Origin of the sequence: Nocardiopsis sp. TSRI0078 (assembly GCF_001905145.1) — a bacterium.
Classification (GTDB): domain Bacteria; phylum Actinomycetota; class Actinomycetes; order Streptosporangiales; family Streptosporangiaceae; genus Nocardiopsis.
Genome location: NZ_LWLB01000002.1, coordinates 27,952 through 44,583, shown reverse-complemented (window position 1 = coordinate 44,583; position 16,632 = coordinate 27,952). Strand labels below are relative to the sequence as shown.

The window sequence follows — 16,632 nt, the reverse complement described above, 5'->3', positions numbered from 1 at the left end:
ACCACCACCGAGGTAAGGACAATGGACGCACAGTTCTGGGACGACAGATACGGCAGCCGCGACCAGCTCTTCAGCGGCTCCCCCAACGGAGTGCTCGTCACCGAGGTCACCGACCTACCGCCGGGACAGGCACTCGACGTGGGATGCGGCGAGGGCTCCGACGCGCTCTGGCTGGCCCGGCGCGGCTGGCTGGTCACCGCGGTCGACATCTCCCGGATCGCCCTGCAGCGCGCCGCCGCCACGGGCGCGGACGTCGACGGCCGCGTGGCGTGGACACGCGCCGACCTGACCACCGTGCCACCGCCGGCCGGCGCGTTCGACCTGGTGACCGTTCAGTACTTCCCGCTCCCACGCCAGCCGACCCACACCGCGCTACGCGGCCTGCTGGCCGCCGTGGCGCCCGGCGGCACCCTCCTCGTCGTCGGCCACGACCTCGCCGACCTGCCGCCACGCGGCGAAGGCGACCTCGACCCGCACGACTACTACCAGCCCGCCGAGATCGCCGAACTCCTCGATGACGACTGGACGGTCCTGGTCGAGGAGACCCGTCCACGGACCGCTCCCGCCCCCGCGGGCACGCACCACACCCACGACACCGTCCTGCGAGCACGACGCGTGAGGTGACACCGCCCGTTCTCGGCGGCACCCATGGACCCGGCTCCCGGCGGTGAGGAGACCGGTCCGGGTGCCGCCGGTCGCGGGCGGGGGTCCGCGCCCGGCCGCGACCCGGCCCGTGCGGGCACGCCCTCGAACGGCCGCAAGGCATAGCGTGGGGCACTGAGGCGGGTCTCCCCCGCCCCTTCCGCACACCGTGGGCGGGCCGAGCGGCCACCCCGTGCTCCCCTCAGCCGACCGGAGAGATCCCCATGACAGACTCCTCCCGCACCGGACACGGCGACCCGACCGCCGAACCCCTGGTCGGCGACGGTGTCACTCCGGGCATCGTGCGGGTGGGCGACACCGTCCGCCGCCCGGTCCGACCCTTCACCGCCACGGTCCAGGCCTACCTCGCCCACCTGCACAGCGCCGGCTTCACCGCCGCGCCGGTCCCACTCGGCACCGACGAACAGGGCCGCGAAGTACTGACTCACGTCCCCGGCGACGTCCCCCGCGAACCACTGCCCGCCGAGGCCGCCGGAGAGGACGTCCTGGTCGCACTGGCCCGGCTGATCCGGCGGCTGCACGAAGCCGCCGAGGGCTGGATCCCGCCGGCGGACGCCGTCTGGGGCGGTATCCCCGGGTCCGCCGCCACCGACCGGGACCCCCTCGGACGGGAACCCGAGCTCGTGGGGCACCGCGACTACTGCCCCGGCAACGTCGTCTTCCGCCACGGCCTGCCCGCGGCCCTCATCGACTTCGACCTGGCACGGCCCACCACCCGCCTCTACGAGATCGTCAACGCCCTCTACTGGTGGGTTCCGCTGCTGGATCCGCGCGACCGCGCCCCCGCCTTCGCCGGTCTCGACGCGGCCCACCGGGTCGGCGTCTTCGTCGACGCCTACGGCGCGACCGAGCGGCAGCGCGCGGACCTGGTCCCCCTGGCGACGCGGACGATCCACCGCTTCCACGCCGGGGCCCGCGCCGCCGCCGACCGAGACCCGATCTTCCGGCGCCTGTGGGAGGAGGGCGTCAAGGACCGCATGCCCCGCGCCGAGTCGTGGATCGCCCGGGAAGGCCGCGCCATCGCCGAGCAGGTCACCGGCCACGACCATGGGCACGCCACATAGCAGAAGGCGCGGGCCGCTTCCGCGCGCCCGCACCCGGACTCCGGCGCCCACGCGCATTCGCCCCGCACGATGCGAGCCGGTACCGCGCCCTGGGCCCGGTGGGGAGCGAAGGCGTCCTGGAGGTCTTAGGTCCAGCCGTAGTCGACCAAACGGTGGGCTGACGGCGGGGATGTTCCAGTCATGGGGAACCTTGTGTTGTCCGGCCGTGCCGGTGGTGACGCACGCTGCGCCTTTCCGGTGGGGCATGCACCACCACCTGGTACGACCATGGGGAAAGGGAAGGGCTCACAGGCCCTCGGCCGGGTCCGCGTGTCGGCCCCGGTGGCCCGATGCGCACGGTCAGGACCTGTCGGCCTGGTCAGAGGAGGGGACCGGGGGTGCACGGAAGGAACCGCACACCCCCTGGTCCGGTTCCTCAGATGCCGAACGGTGCCGCGTAGCGGATGGTGCCACCGGGCAGCGACGACCCGTCCAGGGACAGGGCCATCAGGGCCTCGTCAGGGACTTCGATGTCCAGGCCGATGCCGTGTGCGGAGGCTCGGGTGAAGCCGAACCTCGGGTAGTAGGCGGGGTGGCCCAGGACGGTGACGAAGCGTTCGCCCCGGCGCCCGGCCTCGGCGAGGGCGGCGCGGACGGCCGCCGAACCGGCGCCGCTGCGCTGGTATTCGGGCAGCACCGCGCACGGGGCCAGGCACAGGGCCGGGGTGGTGTCGATGTGGCAGCGGGTCAGCAGCGCGTGCCCCACGGGCGTGCCGTCCTCGGCCACGGCCAGTTGGGACAGGCCCTCGATCCAGGCCGGGTCGCGGCGCAGGGCCTCGACCAGGTCGGCCTCGTAGGCGGTGTCGAAGGCTGCGAGGCTGATGGCGCGGACTGCGCCGGTGTCGGCGCTGGTCTCGGCGCGCGTCTTCCATGAATGGGACATGGTGGAAGTGGTCCGTTTCGAGATCGTGTTCGTACGGTGCCCGCGAGCTCGCGCTCCAGCGGGGCGGACAGGACGGGGTCAGGCCACGGCCCGGGACGTGAGGGCGACACGGGCGCTGCTCATGGTGGCCTTGAGCGCGGTCATCAACCTCACCTCCCCGTGTCTCCTCGGTCCTGTACGAACGCGTCCCATCATAGCCCCGGAGAAGATGGAGCGTGTCGGGATCGGGAGGTTCCTCGCGGGGAGTCCGACGCTGGGTGTTCGTCCGCCGTGTGGCGGACGGCCCCGTACAACGACGTGTTGGGGGGTCGAGGAGGATTACTACAGGATTTAGCGGTAGAGCCGTGACCTGGGCGACGGTTCGGTGACGGGGCCGGTTTGCCCTGTTCGCGGCCCCTACGTTCGTGGTCATGTCGCATGAATACCTCTCCAATGAACAGATCGCCCGCTACGGCCGCTTCCCCGCCGAGCTGGCGGCGGGCGACCTGGAACAGTTCTTCCGCCTCACCCCCCTCGCCCTGGACCTGGCCATGGGCAAACGCACCCCGTCCACCCGGCTGGGGTGGGCCGTGCCGTGGGGCACGGTGCGCATGCTCGGGGTGTTCCAACCCGACCGCCCCACCCGGTGCCCGAACACGCGGTGGCCTTCGTCGCCGACCAGCTCGACGTCGACCCGGGCCGCCTGGAGGAGTACCGCACCCGGGCTCAGACCGCTTATGAGCACGCTTGGCAGATCCGCGACACCTTCGGCTACCGCGAGTTCTCCGCCGGGGAAGGGGACCTGCGCGCCTACCTCGCGGCCCGGGTGTGGGCCAGCGAGGAAGGCCCCAAGGCGTTGTTCGACCGGGCCGTGCTCTACCTGCTCGAGCACCAGATCCTGCTGCTCGGCCTGACGGTCCTCTCCCGCCTGGTGAGTGGGGTGCGCAAGGCGGAGAACGCCCGCCTGCACCAGGTGGTGGCCCGGCGCATCCCGCACCCGGTGCGCGCCGAACTGGGCGCCCTGCTCCAGGTCCCCGACCAGGCCCGCTTCTCCGAGCTGGAGCGGCTACGCACCGAACCCGACCGGGTCTCCAGCCCCGGCCCTGGTCCAGGCGTTGGACCGCACCAGCCAGATCTCCGGGATCGGCGCCGGGAAGGTGCAGGTGGACGACGTCCCCCAGATCAAGCTGGAGGCGCTGGCCCGGTACGGGATACGCGCCAAGGCCCCCGCGTTGGCCGACCTGGTCCAGGACCGCAGGGAGGCCACGTTGTTGGCCACCGTCCGCCATCTGGAGACGGTCTCGGTCGATGATGCCCTGGACGTGCTGGAGGTGCTGATCACCTCCAAGCTCCTCAACTGTGCGGTGCGCGAGGGCAACGAGGACAAGCTGCGCGCCCTGCCCGATTTGAAGAGCGCGGCGAAGAAGATGGCCGCGGCGATGGACGTGCTCATCAACACCCCGCAGGCCACCACCACCCGGGTGGTGTCGCTGGCGGAGGTGTGGAACGCCATTGAGGAGGTGGTGCCGCGCGAGAAGCTGATGGAGGCGGTCAAGACCATCGCCGAGCAGGTGCCCGAGGATGAGGACGAGGCCGCGGAGTGGCGGGCCCGCCTGGTCAAGCGCTACCGCACCGTGCAGGGGTTCATCGAACTGCTGGTGGAGGTCATCGACTTCGACGCCGTGGAGGCCGGACGGCCGGTCCTGCATGCGTTGACCACAGCTGCGGCGATGGCTCGAAGCCGCAAGCACTACAAGGCTGAGGACATCGCCGCCCACGCCGAACTCACCACCGGCTCGTGGAAGCGGCCGATCTTCGCCAACCCCGACCTGGAAGACGGGCGGATCGACAAGGCCGCGTTCCTGATGTGCGTGATCGAGCACCTGCACCGCGCCCTCAAGCGCCGGGACGTCTTCGCCCGCGGGGCGGACCGGTGGGGCGACCCCCGCGCCCGGCTGCTGTCGGGCCCGCTCTGGGAGGCCACCCGGGAACGGGTGCTCACCGCCCTGGAACTGGACGCCGAACCGGCCGGGCATCTGGCCGCGCTGTCCTCGGCGCTGGAGGCCGGCTACACCCGGGACCTGGACGGGCTCGGCGCCAACACCGCCATCCAGTTCACCGACGGGCGCCTGCGCGTGCAACCCCTCCAGGCCGCTCCCGAGCCGCCGCTGATGGGCGAGTTCCGCGCCCTGGTGGACGCCATGGTGCCCCGCCTGGACCTGCCCGACCTGCTCATGGAGGTCGCCGCCCGCACCGGCTTCATCGACTTCTTCACCCGCCAGGACGGCGCCGATGCGGGTATGGACGACTTCGCCACGAGCGTGTGCGCGCTGCTGGTCGCCGAGGCGTACAACATCGGCCTGACCCCCGTGGCCGAGGTCGGGGTGCCCGCGCTGACGCTGGGCCGCCTTCAGCAGGTCGACCGCGCCTATGTGTCCACCGAGAACCTGCGCGCCGCCAACGCCCGCCTCATCCAGGCCCAAACGCAGATCGGCGTCACCGCCGCGTGGGGAGGCGGGTCGATCGCCTCGGCCGACGGCATACGGTTCGTCGTCCCCTCACAGAACCTGCACGCGAGAGCCAACCCCAAGTACTTCGGGCTGCGCAAACGCGGCGCGACCTGGCTGAACGTGGTCAACGACCAGGTGATGGGCCTGGGCGGGCTGGTGGTACCCGGCACCGTGCGCGACTCCCTCTACATCCTGGACGCCCTGCACGCCCGGGACGGCGGCCCCAAGCCGGAGATGGTCATCACCGACACCGCCTTCTACTCCGACATCGTCTTCGGGCTGTTCGCGATCTGCGGCTACCAGTTCTCCCCGCGCATCGCCGACCTGGGCGACACCCGCCTGTGGCGCACCAACACCAGTGCCGTCTACGGGCCCCTGGATCAGATGTCGCGCCACACCGTCCGGTTGGGCACGGTGCGCGACCACTGGGCCGACATGCTCCGGTTGGCCGGATCGCTGACCACCGGGGCGGTGCGCGGCTATGACCTGGTGCGCATGCTCTCCCGGGAAGGCAGGCCCACCGGGCTGGGGGACGCCTTCGCGCACTACGGGCGCATCTTCAAGACCCTGCACCTGCTCCAGTTCCTGCACGACGAGCCCTACCGGCGCATGATCGGCGCCCAGCTCAACGTCTCCGAATCCCGCCACCAGCTGGCCCGCAAGATCTGCTTCGGCAACCGCGGCGAACTCCGCCAGCGCTACCGCCAGGGGCTGGAGGACCAGCTCGGCGCCCTCGGTCTGGTGCTCAACGCCGTGGTGTGGTGGAACTCGCTGTACATCGACGCCGCCGTCACCCAGCTCCGGGCGGAGGGGTTCCCCGCCACAGAGGAGATGTGCGCCCGGCTGTCGCCGCTGGGGCTCGACCACATCAACTTCCTGGGCTCCTACGCCTTCCCCCACCCCGACGCCTACGAGGGCCTGCGCCCCTTGCGCGACCCCGCCAGCGCACCCGAGTGAGCAACCCCGTGCCCGCCCCCAGGGGGCGGGCACGGCACCTTGGGGGCAGACGGGAGCCGGGCGAGGAAGTCCAGGGCCCGATTCACAGGTGGTCGTGGGGTTCCTCGGCGCGGGTGATGACCACCGCGGTGGACATGGCGGGGAAGTGCACCGCGCAGCACGCGCACACCGACACCTCCAACTCGTCCATCCACCGCCTGGGCGAGTCGGCCCGCGCCGGCGGCGCTGTGCCCGTCGTAGGGCTCGTAGGTCAGAGCGACCAGGTCTTTTCCCCGGTACCAGCCGCGCGGGTGGTCACCCAGGTCGTAGCAGCGGCCGATCTCGTGGTCGGCGCCGTGGTGCCGGCGGTGCAGCCGCCCCCGCCCCTCGCGCAGGAAGCAAGGGCACTTCCAGGCGCCGACGGAGATGCCCCGCTCGGCGAGCTGGGCACGGCGCCGGCGGGCCAGGACGGCGGCGACCGCGTGCTGGACGCTGTCATCGCTGCCCACACTGTCCAGGTGCTCGGCCGCGGCGAGCAGGTCCGGACTCTCGCGTTCGTTGAAGTAGATGTCGTCCAGGAAGCGCGCTGGTGCAACGGCCATCGGGTCCTCCTCCAGAGTCGGTTCTGTGCGCAGAACCGTAGGGGAGGCGGCCCCTCGCCGGTGCAGGTTTGGGCGAACAGGTGGTGGACTCGCACGATCTTGACATTCTCCCGGCGGTGCTGAGCTGTGCCGATATCCTTCCGCGCAGTGATTCACATGGGGAGGCTGTGATGGGGCGCGACGCCAAACGGGCCAAGCAGGACCGCCGGAACAAATGACTGCGCTCCAACGCGCCCTGGCCCGGTCCGGTGGTGCCCGCGTTCCCGGAGCAGGAGATGGCGCGGCTGGCCAAGGCCTGGGATCGGGCGATCGCCCTGGGGCTGATGGACTCCGGCCAAGACGTGAAGTACCACTTCGCCCCGGACGCAGGGGTGCTCTCGGTGGCCGAGAGCAAGAGCGGGCAGGTGCTGGCCAACGGCGAGCGGCTCACCCCGGCGGTGGCCGACCGGCTACGCGCCCAGATGCCGCTGCTGGCCGAGATGGTCACCTTCTACGAACGCGGCCAGATCAGCGGCCGGGGCCTGGTCGGCGCTCCCGAGGACGGTGTGTCCGCCCTGGGCGCCCCCCGAACGGCCGCGCCCGTGCCCGCGGTAGATGAAACGGCCCTGCAACGAGTCCAGGAGGCGACGCAGGACCTGATCGCCCAAGGCCGCGTCAGCGACGGAGCGGGGGCGATGGTGACCCCGTCCGAGCACGGGGTCCTGATGGCCGTGGGTGGACGCGACGGCGAGCTGTACGCCAACGGTCGCGCCCTGACCGCGGCCTGGGCGGACCGCCTCCGCGAACGGATGCCCGACCTGACCGAGGACGTGGACCGTCTCCAGGCGATCCGCTCCGAATGGCAGGACACCCCACCTCAGAACCGGTCCACGGCCCTGAGCACCTGCCATGACCTGAACTACCTCGGCGCGCACTGACCGGCGCGTCCACGGTTGAGAGGTACGAGCCGGTGGGAACTCCTACCCGCCGGGAATCTGGATGCGGGCAGGCTTGGGCCTGGGCGGCAGGTCGGCGTCCATAGCTTCGACTTCGGCCAGGGCGCGGTAGAGCGAGGCGACCGAGGGGGACTTGCCCGCGTTCTTGCCGACCTTGATGGTGAGCTTCTTGGCGATCTCGGGGACGGGCACGCCCTTGTCCTTCAGCGCGAGGGCGAAGGTGAGCATGTCCTCGTCGATGACCTTGGGCCGACCGCCGTGGTTGCCCTTCGCGGCGGCGATGACCTGACCTTCGAGGGTCTTCTCCCGAATGTAGTTGCGTTCGATCTGGCCCGCCACCGCGAGCACAGCGAAGAACATCGCGCCCATGCCGTTGGGATCGTAGATACCGGTGAGCGGCCCGGTGAGGAGTTCGAGCTGGATACCGCTCGTCTGGAGGTCGGCTGAGAGCGACATCAGCTCGGCGGCGTTGCGCGCCAGACGCTTGAGCTCGTGAACGGTGAGGATGACCGGCGTCTGGGGGGCGGCCTCCTTGAACTCGTGGGCTAACGCGAGCGCCTTGACCAGTTCGGGCCGCACCTTGACGCGGGTGCTGATCTACTCGGAGAACACCTTGTGGCACTGCGCGCGATGCAGGGCGTCGAGCTGGCTGGCCAGCTCTTGGCGGGCGGTCGAGGTGCGGGCGTACCCGATGCGCACGGCCACCTCGGTGGACGACGCCGGGACCACCCCGAGCGCGGGACCCTGTGTCCAGGCCCTGCCGGGCCTGCGGTCCACGGGGACGTCGACGTCCAGTTTCTCGCGCAGCGCGGGAACCAGGACGAACCGTGGGGTGTGATACTTCGCGGCCGTCTTGTCGCCCCGGGTGCGACACGGGGTACCGGCGGGCGCTTCACAGTTGGGGCAGTCGTGGCCTTCGACCGCTCGCGCGGCCTGACCGGGCGTCAAGTCCATGACCGCAGTCTCTCAGAACCCCCTCGCACAACACATTGGTTTCGAGAGGACTTCTGCGAATGGTCACCTGCGGAAACGGGGCGCGCAGCGAACGACTCGCAGAACTCTCACAACCGGTCGTTTATGAGAGATACTCGGCGGGTGTTCAAGGACTTCACCGCCGAGCAGATCCAGGTAGACGACGCCTCCATCTTTGTCCGCCATGGCGGTGAAGGCCCGCCCGTGCTGCTACTGCACGGCCACCCCAGGACCTCCGCGACCTGGCATCGCGTCGCCCCTCGACTCGTCGAACGCGGTTTCAGCGTCATCTGCCCGGACCTGCGAGGATACGGTCGCTCGCGTGGCCCCGCGCCTTCGGAGGACCACACCGAGTACTCCAAGCGTGCGGTCGCCCATGACCTGGCGAAGGTGATGCGAGCCCTGGGACACGACCGGTTCGCTCTGGCAGGGCACGACCGCGGAAGCTACGTCGCCTTCCGGCTCGCCCTGGACCACCCCGACGCGGTCTCGCACGCAGTACTCATGGACTGCGTGCCGATCAGTGAGCATCTCGCCCGCATCACCCCCGATTTCGCGACACGCTGGTGGCACTGGTTCTTCTTCGCCCAACCCGAGACCCCAGAACGCGTCATCAATGCCGACCCCGACAGCTGGTACCACGGTGACCCGCACCGCATGGGGCAAGAGAACTACGACGAGTTTCGCGCGGCGACCCGGACCCCAGTCGTGGTGCGCGCCATGCTGGAGGACTACCGAGCCGGTCTCACGGTCGACCTCAGCCATGAGGAGGCCGACCGTCGCGCTGGCCGACGGCTGCCTTGCCCGACTTTGATCCTGTGGTCGCTGCGAGACGATCTCGAAGACCTGTACGGCGACCCGGTGGAGATCTGGAAACCCTGGACCCACGACGTGCGGGGCCAAGCCATCGACTCAGGCCACCACATGGCCGAAGAGGCCCCCGAAGCGGTCGTCTCTCGCCTGGCGGACTTCTTCAGCACCTGACCCGCCAGCCACAGGAGCTACCACCAAGCCGGACCACCTGCGATCCCTGGCGTTCACCCCGGTCAGCAACCTCCACACGGTTCACCCCGTGCGGCATGTCCTTGTTCCAGCTGTGGGCCACGGGCCTACCGCTAAATCCTGTAGTAATCCTTCTCGACCCCCTGTTGCGCGGGGCCGGGGGTCTGGCCGGGCCTTGGAGCTGCCCCGAACTCCGCCGGAGCGGCGTGCACCGATGGCCGCAAGGACCTTCGGTGCGCGGGCGAGCCATCGTCCACCTGCGCTGAAGAAAAGCCGCTCTCTTCGGCTTGGTCCCTCCGGACTCGTCGGGGAGCCACGTGCTGACGAACGCGGAGAGGGCCCCGTGGTGCGCGCGCACCCGGTGGTCGGGGTCACCGCATCCGGGTGGCATCAGATGCGACCACCCCTTTCTCTACACCCCCGGCTGTACCCGCCTCGTTTTCGGAGGCCGCTGACCTGCCGTGAATAACGTTGCGGCCCCCTGCTGCGCGGAAAGGGCCCCCGGGGCACCGCCGAAACCCTGACCTCCCATAAGGCCCACTTATCGGAGGTGAGGATCGGAGGCCTTGGAGGGGCCTGTTCGGTTTGCGTAGATCAATAACGTTTATTAATAACGTTTTCAACGAAACGTTATTGTGGGGCTCGCGACATCACCCACCAAGGCCGACCGGTGCCGGGCCGACAGCACGCGAGGACCCTGCACAGGTCTGCCACGCAAGCGATCTGCTCACCCGCACCGACCACTCGGTCCGGTTCTCCCGAAGCCACGGCGAAGGACAAGGGAGTTCGATGTTTGCCTGCCGCAGGGCGGGTAGGGAGGCGGGTGCGTACCTGCGCGCCCCGTGGGCCACGGGGGGCGGCTTTCACGGCCGTGTGGCTCCGGGAGGATACGGCGCGGGTGCGGGGGTCGGGCGCCGACGGGGGTTGAGCGCGCGGCTCGCGCCGGACCGCCGGTATCGGGGGGTCCGCGGGGTCCGGCGAGATGCGAGAGCCCCCGCGCGACCAAGCCTCGCGCGGGGGCTTTGCTCATGCCCACCGATGTCAACTCGTCCTGACGCGACCTCCGAGAAGGCGCCCCTCCGTGGCTTCGACCCACCGTTCCTGGACGCGGCCCAGGCCCTGCCGGGGGACGGCCAGGCCGCCGCCGCCCTAACCTTTGCCGGAGGACCGGCCACCGTGCCCGCCCCACCACTGCCGCGCTGGCTTTCGACGGACCGAAGAACCAAAGGGGTCGAAGACACCGAAGCAGACCACGGCGCCCCACCCGCCGGAAAATCCCTCGCCCCCCGGCGGTCTTCTGCGTAACGTGCCCCTCGCCCAACCCTCGGCCCCCGTCCACCCGCAAGGCACGACCGACCCTCGAAAGGACCCCGATGCACACCACCACCGCGCGCCCGATCGCCCAGCCCGCCCGGCACCGGGAGCCCTCGCGGTAGGCCGCGGGCCCTTCCGCTTCCACATCACGCGACTCCCCGCCGAGGCGGGCCGGACGGCACCCGACCGTGCTGTCCCGTCCACGCGCCGATCGGCGCCTTCGCCATGCCTCGGGGAGTTTCCGCCATGTCCCTTCTCCGTCGTGCCCGCCGCACGCACCTGCCCCCTCTGGGGCCCGACTTCACCCGCCTGTGGTGCGCCTCGGCCATCACCAACCTCGGCGACGGGGCCCTGCTCGCAGCGGGCCCGCTCCTGGTCGCCTCCCTGTCGCCCTCCGCGGTCGCGGTCTCGGCCGCCGTCGCGGTCCAGCAGCTGCCCAAGCTGCTGTTCGCCCTGGTCGCCGGAGCGCTGGCCGACCGGTTCCCCCGCCGAGCGGTGCTCGTGGCCGCCAACCTCGCGCGCGCGGCGGTCCTGGGCGTGCTGGCCCTGACCGTGCTGACCGGCGAGGTGCCCCTGTGGCTCTTCTACACCGCGCTGTTCCTCATGGGGGCGGGCGAGAGCCTGGCCGACACCGCCTACGGGGCGGCCCTGGTCCGCGTGGTCGGCCGCGAGTCGCTGGGGCGGGCCAACGCCCGCCTGGCCCTGACGTTCTCCCTGAACAACCAGCTCCTGGGCCCGCCCCTGGGCGCGCTGGCCTTCGCCGTGCTGTGGGCCCTGCCCTTCGCCTTCGACGCGCTGGCCTTCGCCCTCGCGGGTCTGCTCATCGCCCGCATCTCCCAGGCGCGCACCCCCGCCCCCGAAGCAGAAGAGAACGAGCAGGCCACGCTCCGGGCGCAGATCGCACGCGGTCTGGCCTTCGTCTGGCGCACGCCCGGGCTGCGCACCCTGTGCGGGTGCATCCTGGTCATGAACCTCACCGGGCTGGGGGCCTTCGCGGTCTGGGTGCTCTACGCCCGCGAACACCTCGGGCTGTCCGAGACGGGGTTCGGGCTGTTCATCGCCGCCGGCGCGGTGGGCGGCATCGTGGGCTCACGCGTCTACGGACGGCTGGAACCGCGTGTGGGGCGAGTGTGGATCCTGCGCGCGGGGCTGCTGGTGGAGGCGGCGACCTACGCCGCTCTGGCCCTGACCACCAACGGTGTCGTGGCAGGGGTGATCATGGGGTTGTTCGGCGTGCACACCGTGGTGTGGGGCGTCGCCGCCACGACGGTGCGCCAGCGCATCACCCCCGACCACCTGTTGGGCCGGGTGGGCAGTGTCTACATGTTGGCCGACCTGGGCGGCGCTGCTTTGGGGGCTCTGGCGGGCGGGTTCCTGGCGGAGTACGCGGGGCTCCTGGTCCCGTTCTGGATCGCGGCCGGTGCGGTGGGGCTGCTGGCCGTGGTGGCCTGGCTCCCTCTGGGCCACACCCCACAGGCGGCCTCCTAGAACTAGAAGGTGGGCGCTCGTCCTGTCTCCGTGCTCAGCCGACAGCGACGGGCACGGAGGCAGGACCTTCCACCGACATCCCCGCCCTTCTCGCCATCCCCGCGGGACGCATCCGCCTCACCACCGCCGACCGGGCCGACACCACGGTCGAGCTCCTGCCCGCCAACACCTCCAGGAGCCGCGACGTCCCGGTCGGCCGGCTGGGCGGCCTCCAGGCGCAGACCGCGGATGCCGGACAGCACCTGGCCGTAGGGAGCCGCCGGTCGGCGGCGGTGGGGGCGTGGTCGCCGTCGGACTGGAAGTGGGCCATCTGTCGGTGCAGCAGCTCGGCTTTGACCTCGGGGTCGTCGACGCTGTCGGCGCGGCAGGAGAACTGGACGGCCGTGTAGTAGCTGGTGGGAACACCGTCACGGAGCGGGGTACCGGCGTTGGCGCGCCAGGGGCCGGGCAGAGGAGGCCGGCGGCGATGCCGGGTCCCCGCCGCGGGCGGCGAGCAGGAACAGCGGGTTGGCCCGGCTCGGCGAACTCAGCGTCGTCTCCGACCGCACAACCCTGCTCGTCGACGGCACCGAGCACACCGTCGCCACCGGCCAGACCGCCACCTTCGACCACCTTCGACGGCGACGTCCCTCACGCCCACCGCGGTACGGGCACCGAAACCTGTCACCTGACCATGACCGTCCACCTGCCGCCCGAACCCGCCCCGCCTCCTGACCCGCACAACACACGCGAGGCGAGGGGACACCCACGCCACTCGCGGGTTACCCGGCACCCTGCGTCACACCACCGACCCGCGCACCTGCGCCACGACGATCACGTTCCCGTACAGATCCGCCAGGTGCAAAGACCGGCTGTCGGCATCCTCCTGCTCGTTCCACACCCGCACGCCGTGCCCGCGCAGGTGTTCGCGGACCGCGTCCAGGTCGGCGGTGTACAGGACGAGCAGGGGCTGACCACCGCACTGCCCGCCGACCAGCCCGCGTTCCCGACCACTGGTGGCGGTCATGAGCCAGAGGCCGACCGTCTCCTGGCCGGGCACCCCGATGTGCAGGTAGCGGTATCCACCCACCGTCTCGTCGTGCAGGACACCGAAACCGAGGACGTCGCGGTAGAAGGCCAGAGCGGCATCGGGATCCTCGACGAGGACGACCGCACGGCCGATCCCCGAGAACAGGCTCTCGTCAGTGTGAGCAGTCATGGTCGGCATCCTAGACCGGGCCACCGACAAGGCGCCGAACCGCTCAGGACGACCGCGGCCGGAGCAGGGCCAAGCCCGACCTTCACAACAGGCCCCGCACCCACCGCACTGCTCCGCCGTACCGTACCAAGCGTTCCCGACCGAGGTCAGGAACTCGTGAGGACCACCAATCGCTGCACCGCCCGGATCATCGCGACACAGCGGTCGACCGCTCCCTCGACGCCCCCCGCCGGACTCCTCCGGGTCGACCGGGACGGTCAGATCGAACACGAGCCCCTCCAAAGCCGGGGCCGGCGACCGGACACGCGACCTCGCACCGAACGCGGTACCGCCGATGACGCAAGCGGTCCCTTCGGCGTTCTCGGTGAGCCAGGCGTCCAGGACCGCCCCCGGGCCCGGAACCGGCCGCAACGCACACCGGGGGACTGTCCCCGCACGGCGCTAGGGTGAGGCCCGCTCCCGACCCGAAGGAACCGTGTCGCCGACCGCCCCCGCCACGGCTCAGCGCGGCCTTCCACCGCTTCTGGGCGGGCGGCATGTCCAGCAACCTGGCCGACGGCATCATGCTCACCGCCCTGCCCATGCTCGCGGTGACACCCACCCACGCCCCCTGGCCGTCGCCGCTCTGACCGCATCCCGCTACCTGCCCTGGCTCCTTCTCGGCCTGTTCGCCGGGGTCCTGGCCGACCGCGTCGACCGGGTGCGGATGATGGTCGCCGCCAACCTGACACGGGCCGCGGTGATCCTCGCGCTGGCGGGCCTCATCGCCGCCGGACAGGCCACCATGGCGCTTCTGTACGTGGTGATGTTCGCGGTGATGAGCTGCGAAATCGCCTACGACGTGGCGGCGCGGGCCCTGCTGCCCTCCCTGGCGCGAGGCGCGGTGGACCGGGCCAACGGACGCCTGGTGAGCGGGCGCGAGGTCGCCCGGGAGTTCGTCGGTGCGCCCCTGGGCGGGTTCCTGTTCGTGGTGGCGGCGTTCCTGCCCCTGGCCGTCAACGCCGGCGCCTGGGTCCTGGGAGCCCTGGTCCTGCTCGGACTCCCCCCGGCCTCCCGCGGGCCCGGCGCGCGGGAGGCGCGCTCCCCGGAGCCGCCCCCGCGCGACGGGCGAAGGCCGGTGCTCGGCCCGGTGCTCTCCGACCTGGCCGAAGGACTGCGCTTCGTGTGGCGCGACGTGCCGCTGCGGGCACTGATGCTGTTCGTCGCCGTGGCGAACTTCGGCGCCGGATCCTTGGCCGGGGTGTTCGTACTGCTGGTCCAGAACCACTTCGGGGTGCCCGAACCATTGTTCGGGGTGTTCCTGTCGGTGGCGGCGGTGGGAGCGATCACCGGTGCCGCGCTGGCGGCCCGGGCCGGTGAACGGTTCGGCCGGTTCGCGGTCATGGTGACCGGGTTCCTGGGACAGGCGGGGATGTGCCTGGTGTTCGTCCTCGCCCCGAACGCGTGGGTGGCGGCGCTGGCGTGGTCGGCCCTGGCGGGAACGAGCACGTTGGCCGGTGTGCTGTCGGCGGGGGTGGTGCAGATGGTGGTACCCGAACACCTGATGGGGCGGGTGCTGACGGTGGAGAAGATGCTGTCCTTCTCGCTGCTGCCCCTGGGCACGCTGGCGGGCGGCCTGCTCGGCCGCGTGGACCTGCGGGTTCCGGCGGTGTTCGCGGCGGTGGTGATCACGGCTGCGACGGTGTGGGTGTGGAGCCGCCTGCGTGTGCTGGCGGCTCGCGCGGACCGGGCCGAGCGGGCGGCACGTCAGCCCGGCCCGGCGGAGGAGTAGGCCTCCCCCTCCCGCCCCGGCAGACCCCGCGCCCCGGACGCCCCCACCGCATCGGAAGAACCCGGCCCGGCCCCGGGCCTGTGCCCGGTCCGCCGCTGACAGGACCAGCTGCACACACCCAGCGCCGCGCCGAGCCCGGCGAAGGCCGCACCGGCGACGAGCCCCACCCACCACGACCAGCCCTCGGCGTCACCGACCGTGAACCCCAGCGGTGCGGCGACCATGGTGGCCAACCCGTACGGTGTCAGCAGAACCGCACCCGCCCAGCCGGGGACCAGCAGGACCCAGCGCGGCAGCCACGTCCCCCACGGCAGGACCAGCGCCACCAGCAACACCGCTCCGGCCAGCGCCCCCAGGACGGTGAAGTCCAGACCGTGCCGTTCCATCCACACCAGCGCCTCGGGCGCGCCATGGGCCCTGAGCTGCTCGGCCAGGTCCCCGGCCGGCCTGCCGGCCGTCCCGCCGAACGCCCAGTAGGTCTTCATCACCGCGTAGGGAAGCAGGGCCACGGCTCCGGCCCAGGCCGCCGTCGAGGACTTCGGTCTCCACGAGTTCATGCCCCCATCCTGCGACCGCGCCCCGGCCCGCACCTCCCGCCGCAGAGCCATCCCCCTCCCCCGCAAGAGGGAGGACACGGCCACGCCGACACGTATTGGCTTACGCCATGTCCTCCACCACTTGTGCGCACGGCCCCTCCCACGACCAGAGGCGGCCCGGTACCGGTGTCACCGTGACCGGGTGGCTGGTGGCCCTGTGCTGCGTCGGATTCGCGGCGGTCAACATCGCCTTCGAGTTCACCGGCCGCTTCACCGAGGGCCCCTACGCCGAGTACGCCGCCGGCCTGACCGTGGTGAACTGGTTCGTCGTGGCCCTGAAGGTGCTCGGAGCGGCGGTGGCGCTGCTGTCCGTCACCACCCGGCCAGGCCCCCGCCCCCCGACCGTCCTGGCCGTGCTGCTGTGGGGAGCCTTCGCCACCCTCGGCGTGTACGCCCTGGGCAGCGTGGTCCAGGCACTGGGCATGGTCTCGGGTCTGACCGGCGGCGCCGACCAGGTCGACGCCGCCGCCCTCTCCTACCTGCTCTTCTTCCTGGTGTTCGCGGCGGGCTACGGCGCCTTGGCCCTCTCCCACTCCCGAAGGCACCGGACGCGCCCAGGACCGGCCGTCCTCGGGGTGCTCGGCGCGCCCGTGGTGCTGGCCCTGATCCTGCTGGTCGCACCGGCACTGCTGGCCTGCGCGGGCCTCATGCCCACGCCGTGACCCGCGGGGCGGACCACC

Annotated in this window: 15 protein-coding genes and 2 pseudogenes; 10 read left to right on the top strand and 7 right to left on the bottom strand. The window is 71.4% G+C overall.

Annotation, left to right across the window (positions count from 1 at the left end):
• Positions 1-21 precede the first annotated feature (21 nt).
• Together A6A08_RS03815 and A6A08_RS03810 are read left to right on the top strand one after the other, a co-directional pair.
• Entirely contained in the window at positions 22-624 is a 603-nt protein-coding gene (locus A6A08_RS03815; RefSeq protein WP_073701117.1) for a bifunctional 2-polyprenyl-6-hydroxyphenol methylase/3-demethylubiquinol 3-O-methyltransferase UbiG, read from the top strand.
• A gap of 242 nt (positions 625-866) precedes the next feature.
• On the top strand, positions 867-1,727 hold the full coding sequence (locus A6A08_RS03810) for a phosphotransferase enzyme family protein (protein ID WP_073701116.1): 861 nt from the start codon (positions 867-869) through the stop codon (positions 1,725-1,727).
• 415 nt (positions 1,728-2,142) lie between these two features.
• On the opposite strand, the gene A6A08_RS03805 is transcribed toward A6A08_RS03810, so the two are convergent.
• Entirely contained in the window at positions 2,143-2,649 is a 507-nt protein-coding gene (locus A6A08_RS03805; RefSeq protein WP_073701115.1) for a GNAT family N-acetyltransferase, read from the bottom strand.
• Positions 2,650-3,059: 410 nt separating this feature from the next.
• Between A6A08_RS03805 and A6A08_RS29305 the strand changes: the two are divergent.
• The 3 genes and pseudogenes from A6A08_RS29305 to A6A08_RS03800 form a co-directional block, all read left to right on the top strand.
• A pseudogene (locus tag A6A08_RS29305) lies at positions 3,060-3,248 on the top strand (DUF4158 domain-containing protein); the annotation flags it as partial.
• A pseudogene (locus A6A08_RS28580) lies at positions 3,212-3,553 on the top strand (DUF4158 domain-containing protein); the annotation flags it as partial. The pseudogenes A6A08_RS29305 and A6A08_RS28580, both read left to right, overlap by 37 nt.
• 10 nt (positions 3,554-3,563) lie before the next feature.
• On the top strand, positions 3,564-6,095 hold the full coding sequence (locus A6A08_RS03800) for a Tn3 family transposase (protein WP_143181663.1): 2,532 nt from the start codon (positions 3,564-3,566) through the stop codon (positions 6,093-6,095).
• Here A6A08_RS03800 and A6A08_RS27365 read toward each other — a convergent pair.
• Complete coding sequence (locus tag A6A08_RS27365) at positions 6,047-6,676, bottom strand: hypothetical protein (RefSeq protein WP_143181662.1); 630 nt, start codon at positions 6,674-6,676, stop codon at positions 6,047-6,049. The two genes, A6A08_RS03800 and A6A08_RS27365, sit on opposite strands and share 49 nt — an antisense overlap.
• 251 nt (positions 6,677-6,927) lie before the next feature.
• Here A6A08_RS27365 and A6A08_RS03790 point away from each other — a divergent pair, with 251 nt between their 5' ends.
• Positions 6,928-7,593, top strand: coding sequence for a hypothetical protein (locus A6A08_RS03790; RefSeq protein WP_199866832.1), 666 nt, complete (start codon positions 6,928-6,930; stop codon positions 7,591-7,593).
• Positions 7,594-7,635: 42 nt separating this feature from the next.
• Here the strand turns inward: A6A08_RS03790 and A6A08_RS28575 are convergent, their stop codons facing one another.
• Entirely contained in the window at positions 7,636-8,208 is a 573-nt protein-coding gene (locus A6A08_RS28575) for a recombinase family protein (RefSeq protein WP_378697646.1), read from the bottom strand.
• Complete coding sequence (locus tag A6A08_RS28570) at positions 8,209-8,565, bottom strand: hypothetical protein (RefSeq protein ID WP_242422099.1); 357 nt, start codon at positions 8,563-8,565, stop codon at positions 8,209-8,211.
• 141 nt (positions 8,566-8,706) lie between these two features.
• Between A6A08_RS28570 and A6A08_RS03780 the strand changes: the two genes are divergently transcribed.
• Together A6A08_RS03780 and A6A08_RS03775 are read left to right on the top strand one after the other, a co-directional pair.
• The gene (locus tag A6A08_RS03780) at positions 8,707-9,567 is read left to right on the top strand and encodes an alpha/beta fold hydrolase (RefSeq protein ID WP_073701113.1); all 861 of its coding nucleotides are present in this window, start codon (positions 8,707-8,709) and stop codon (positions 9,565-9,567) included.
• A gap of 1,578 nt (positions 9,568-11,145) precedes the next feature.
• Positions 11,146-12,387 carry an MFS transporter gene (locus tag A6A08_RS03775; protein ID WP_073701112.1) on the top strand — a complete coding sequence of 414 codons (1,242 nt, stop codon included), beginning with the start codon at positions 11,146-11,148 and terminating at the stop codon, positions 12,385-12,387.
• A gap of 34 nt (positions 12,388-12,421) precedes the next feature.
• Here A6A08_RS03775 and A6A08_RS28565 read toward each other — a convergent pair whose 3' ends face one another.
• Both A6A08_RS28565 and A6A08_RS03765 read right to left on the bottom strand, forming a co-directional pair.
• Positions 12,422-12,838, bottom strand: coding sequence for an FMN-binding negative transcriptional regulator (locus tag A6A08_RS28565; RefSeq protein ID WP_242422116.1), 417 nt, complete (start codon positions 12,836-12,838; stop codon positions 12,422-12,424).
• A 327-nt stretch (positions 12,839-13,165) separates the two neighbouring features.
• Entirely contained in the window at positions 13,166-13,585 is a 420-nt protein-coding gene (locus A6A08_RS03765; protein WP_158069255.1) for a VOC family protein, read from the bottom strand.
• Positions 13,586-14,195: 610 nt separating this feature from the next.
• Between A6A08_RS03765 and A6A08_RS03760 the strand changes: the two genes are divergently transcribed.
• Positions 14,196-15,356 (top strand): MFS transporter, encoded by a 1,161-nt coding sequence (locus tag A6A08_RS03760; protein WP_242422115.1) that lies wholly within the window; start codon positions 14,196-14,198, stop codon positions 15,354-15,356.
• Here the strand turns inward: A6A08_RS03760 and A6A08_RS03755 are convergent.
• The gene (locus tag A6A08_RS03755; RefSeq protein ID WP_158069254.1) at positions 15,332-15,913 is read right to left on the bottom strand and encodes a DUF3995 domain-containing protein; all 582 of its coding nucleotides are present in this window, start codon (positions 15,911-15,913) and stop codon (positions 15,332-15,334) included. The two genes, A6A08_RS03760 and A6A08_RS03755, sit on opposite strands and share 25 nt — an antisense overlap.
• A 107-nt stretch (positions 15,914-16,020) precedes the next feature.
• Between A6A08_RS03755 and A6A08_RS03750 the strand changes: the two genes are divergently transcribed.
• The gene (locus A6A08_RS03750; RefSeq protein ID WP_073701110.1) at positions 16,021-16,614 is read left to right on the top strand and encodes a hypothetical protein; all 594 of its coding nucleotides are present in this window, start codon (positions 16,021-16,023) and stop codon (positions 16,612-16,614) included.
• The last annotated feature ends 18 nt before the right edge of the window (positions 16,615-16,632 follow it).

Bases quoted from the DNA above. Each gene is read 5' to 3' on its own strand.
- A6A08_RS03815 (WP_073701117.1), top strand. From the start codon at position 22: ATGGACGCACAGTTCTGGGACGACAGATACGGCAGCCGCGACCAGCTC.
- A6A08_RS03810 (WP_073701116.1), top strand. From the start codon at position 867: ATGACAGACTCCTCCCGCACCGGACACGGCGACCCGACCGCCGAACCC.
- A6A08_RS03805 (WP_073701115.1), bottom strand. From the start codon at position 2,649: ATGTCCCATTCATGGAAGACGCGCGCCGAGACCAGCGCCGACACCGGC.
- A6A08_RS27365 (WP_143181662.1), bottom strand. From the start codon at position 6,676: ATGGCCGTTGCACCAGCGCGCTTCCTGGACGACATCTACTTCAACGAA.
- A6A08_RS28570 (WP_242422099.1), bottom strand. From the start codon at position 8,565: ATGGACTTGACGCCCGGTCAGGCCGCGCGAGCGGTCGAAGGCCACGAC.
- A6A08_RS03775 (WP_073701112.1), top strand. From the start codon at position 11,146: ATGTCCCTTCTCCGTCGTGCCCGCCGCACGCACCTGCCCCCTCTGGGG.
- A6A08_RS03765 (WP_158069255.1), bottom strand. From the start codon at position 13,585: ATGACTGCTCACACTGACGAGAGCCTGTTCTCGGGGATCGGCCGTGCG.
- A6A08_RS03755 (WP_158069254.1), bottom strand. From the start codon at position 15,913: ATGAACTCGTGGAGACCGAAGTCCTCGACGGCGGCCTGGGCCGGAGCC.
- A6A08_RS03750 (WP_073701110.1), top strand. From the start codon at position 16,021: ATGTCCTCCACCACTTGTGCGCACGGCCCCTCCCACGACCAGAGGCGG.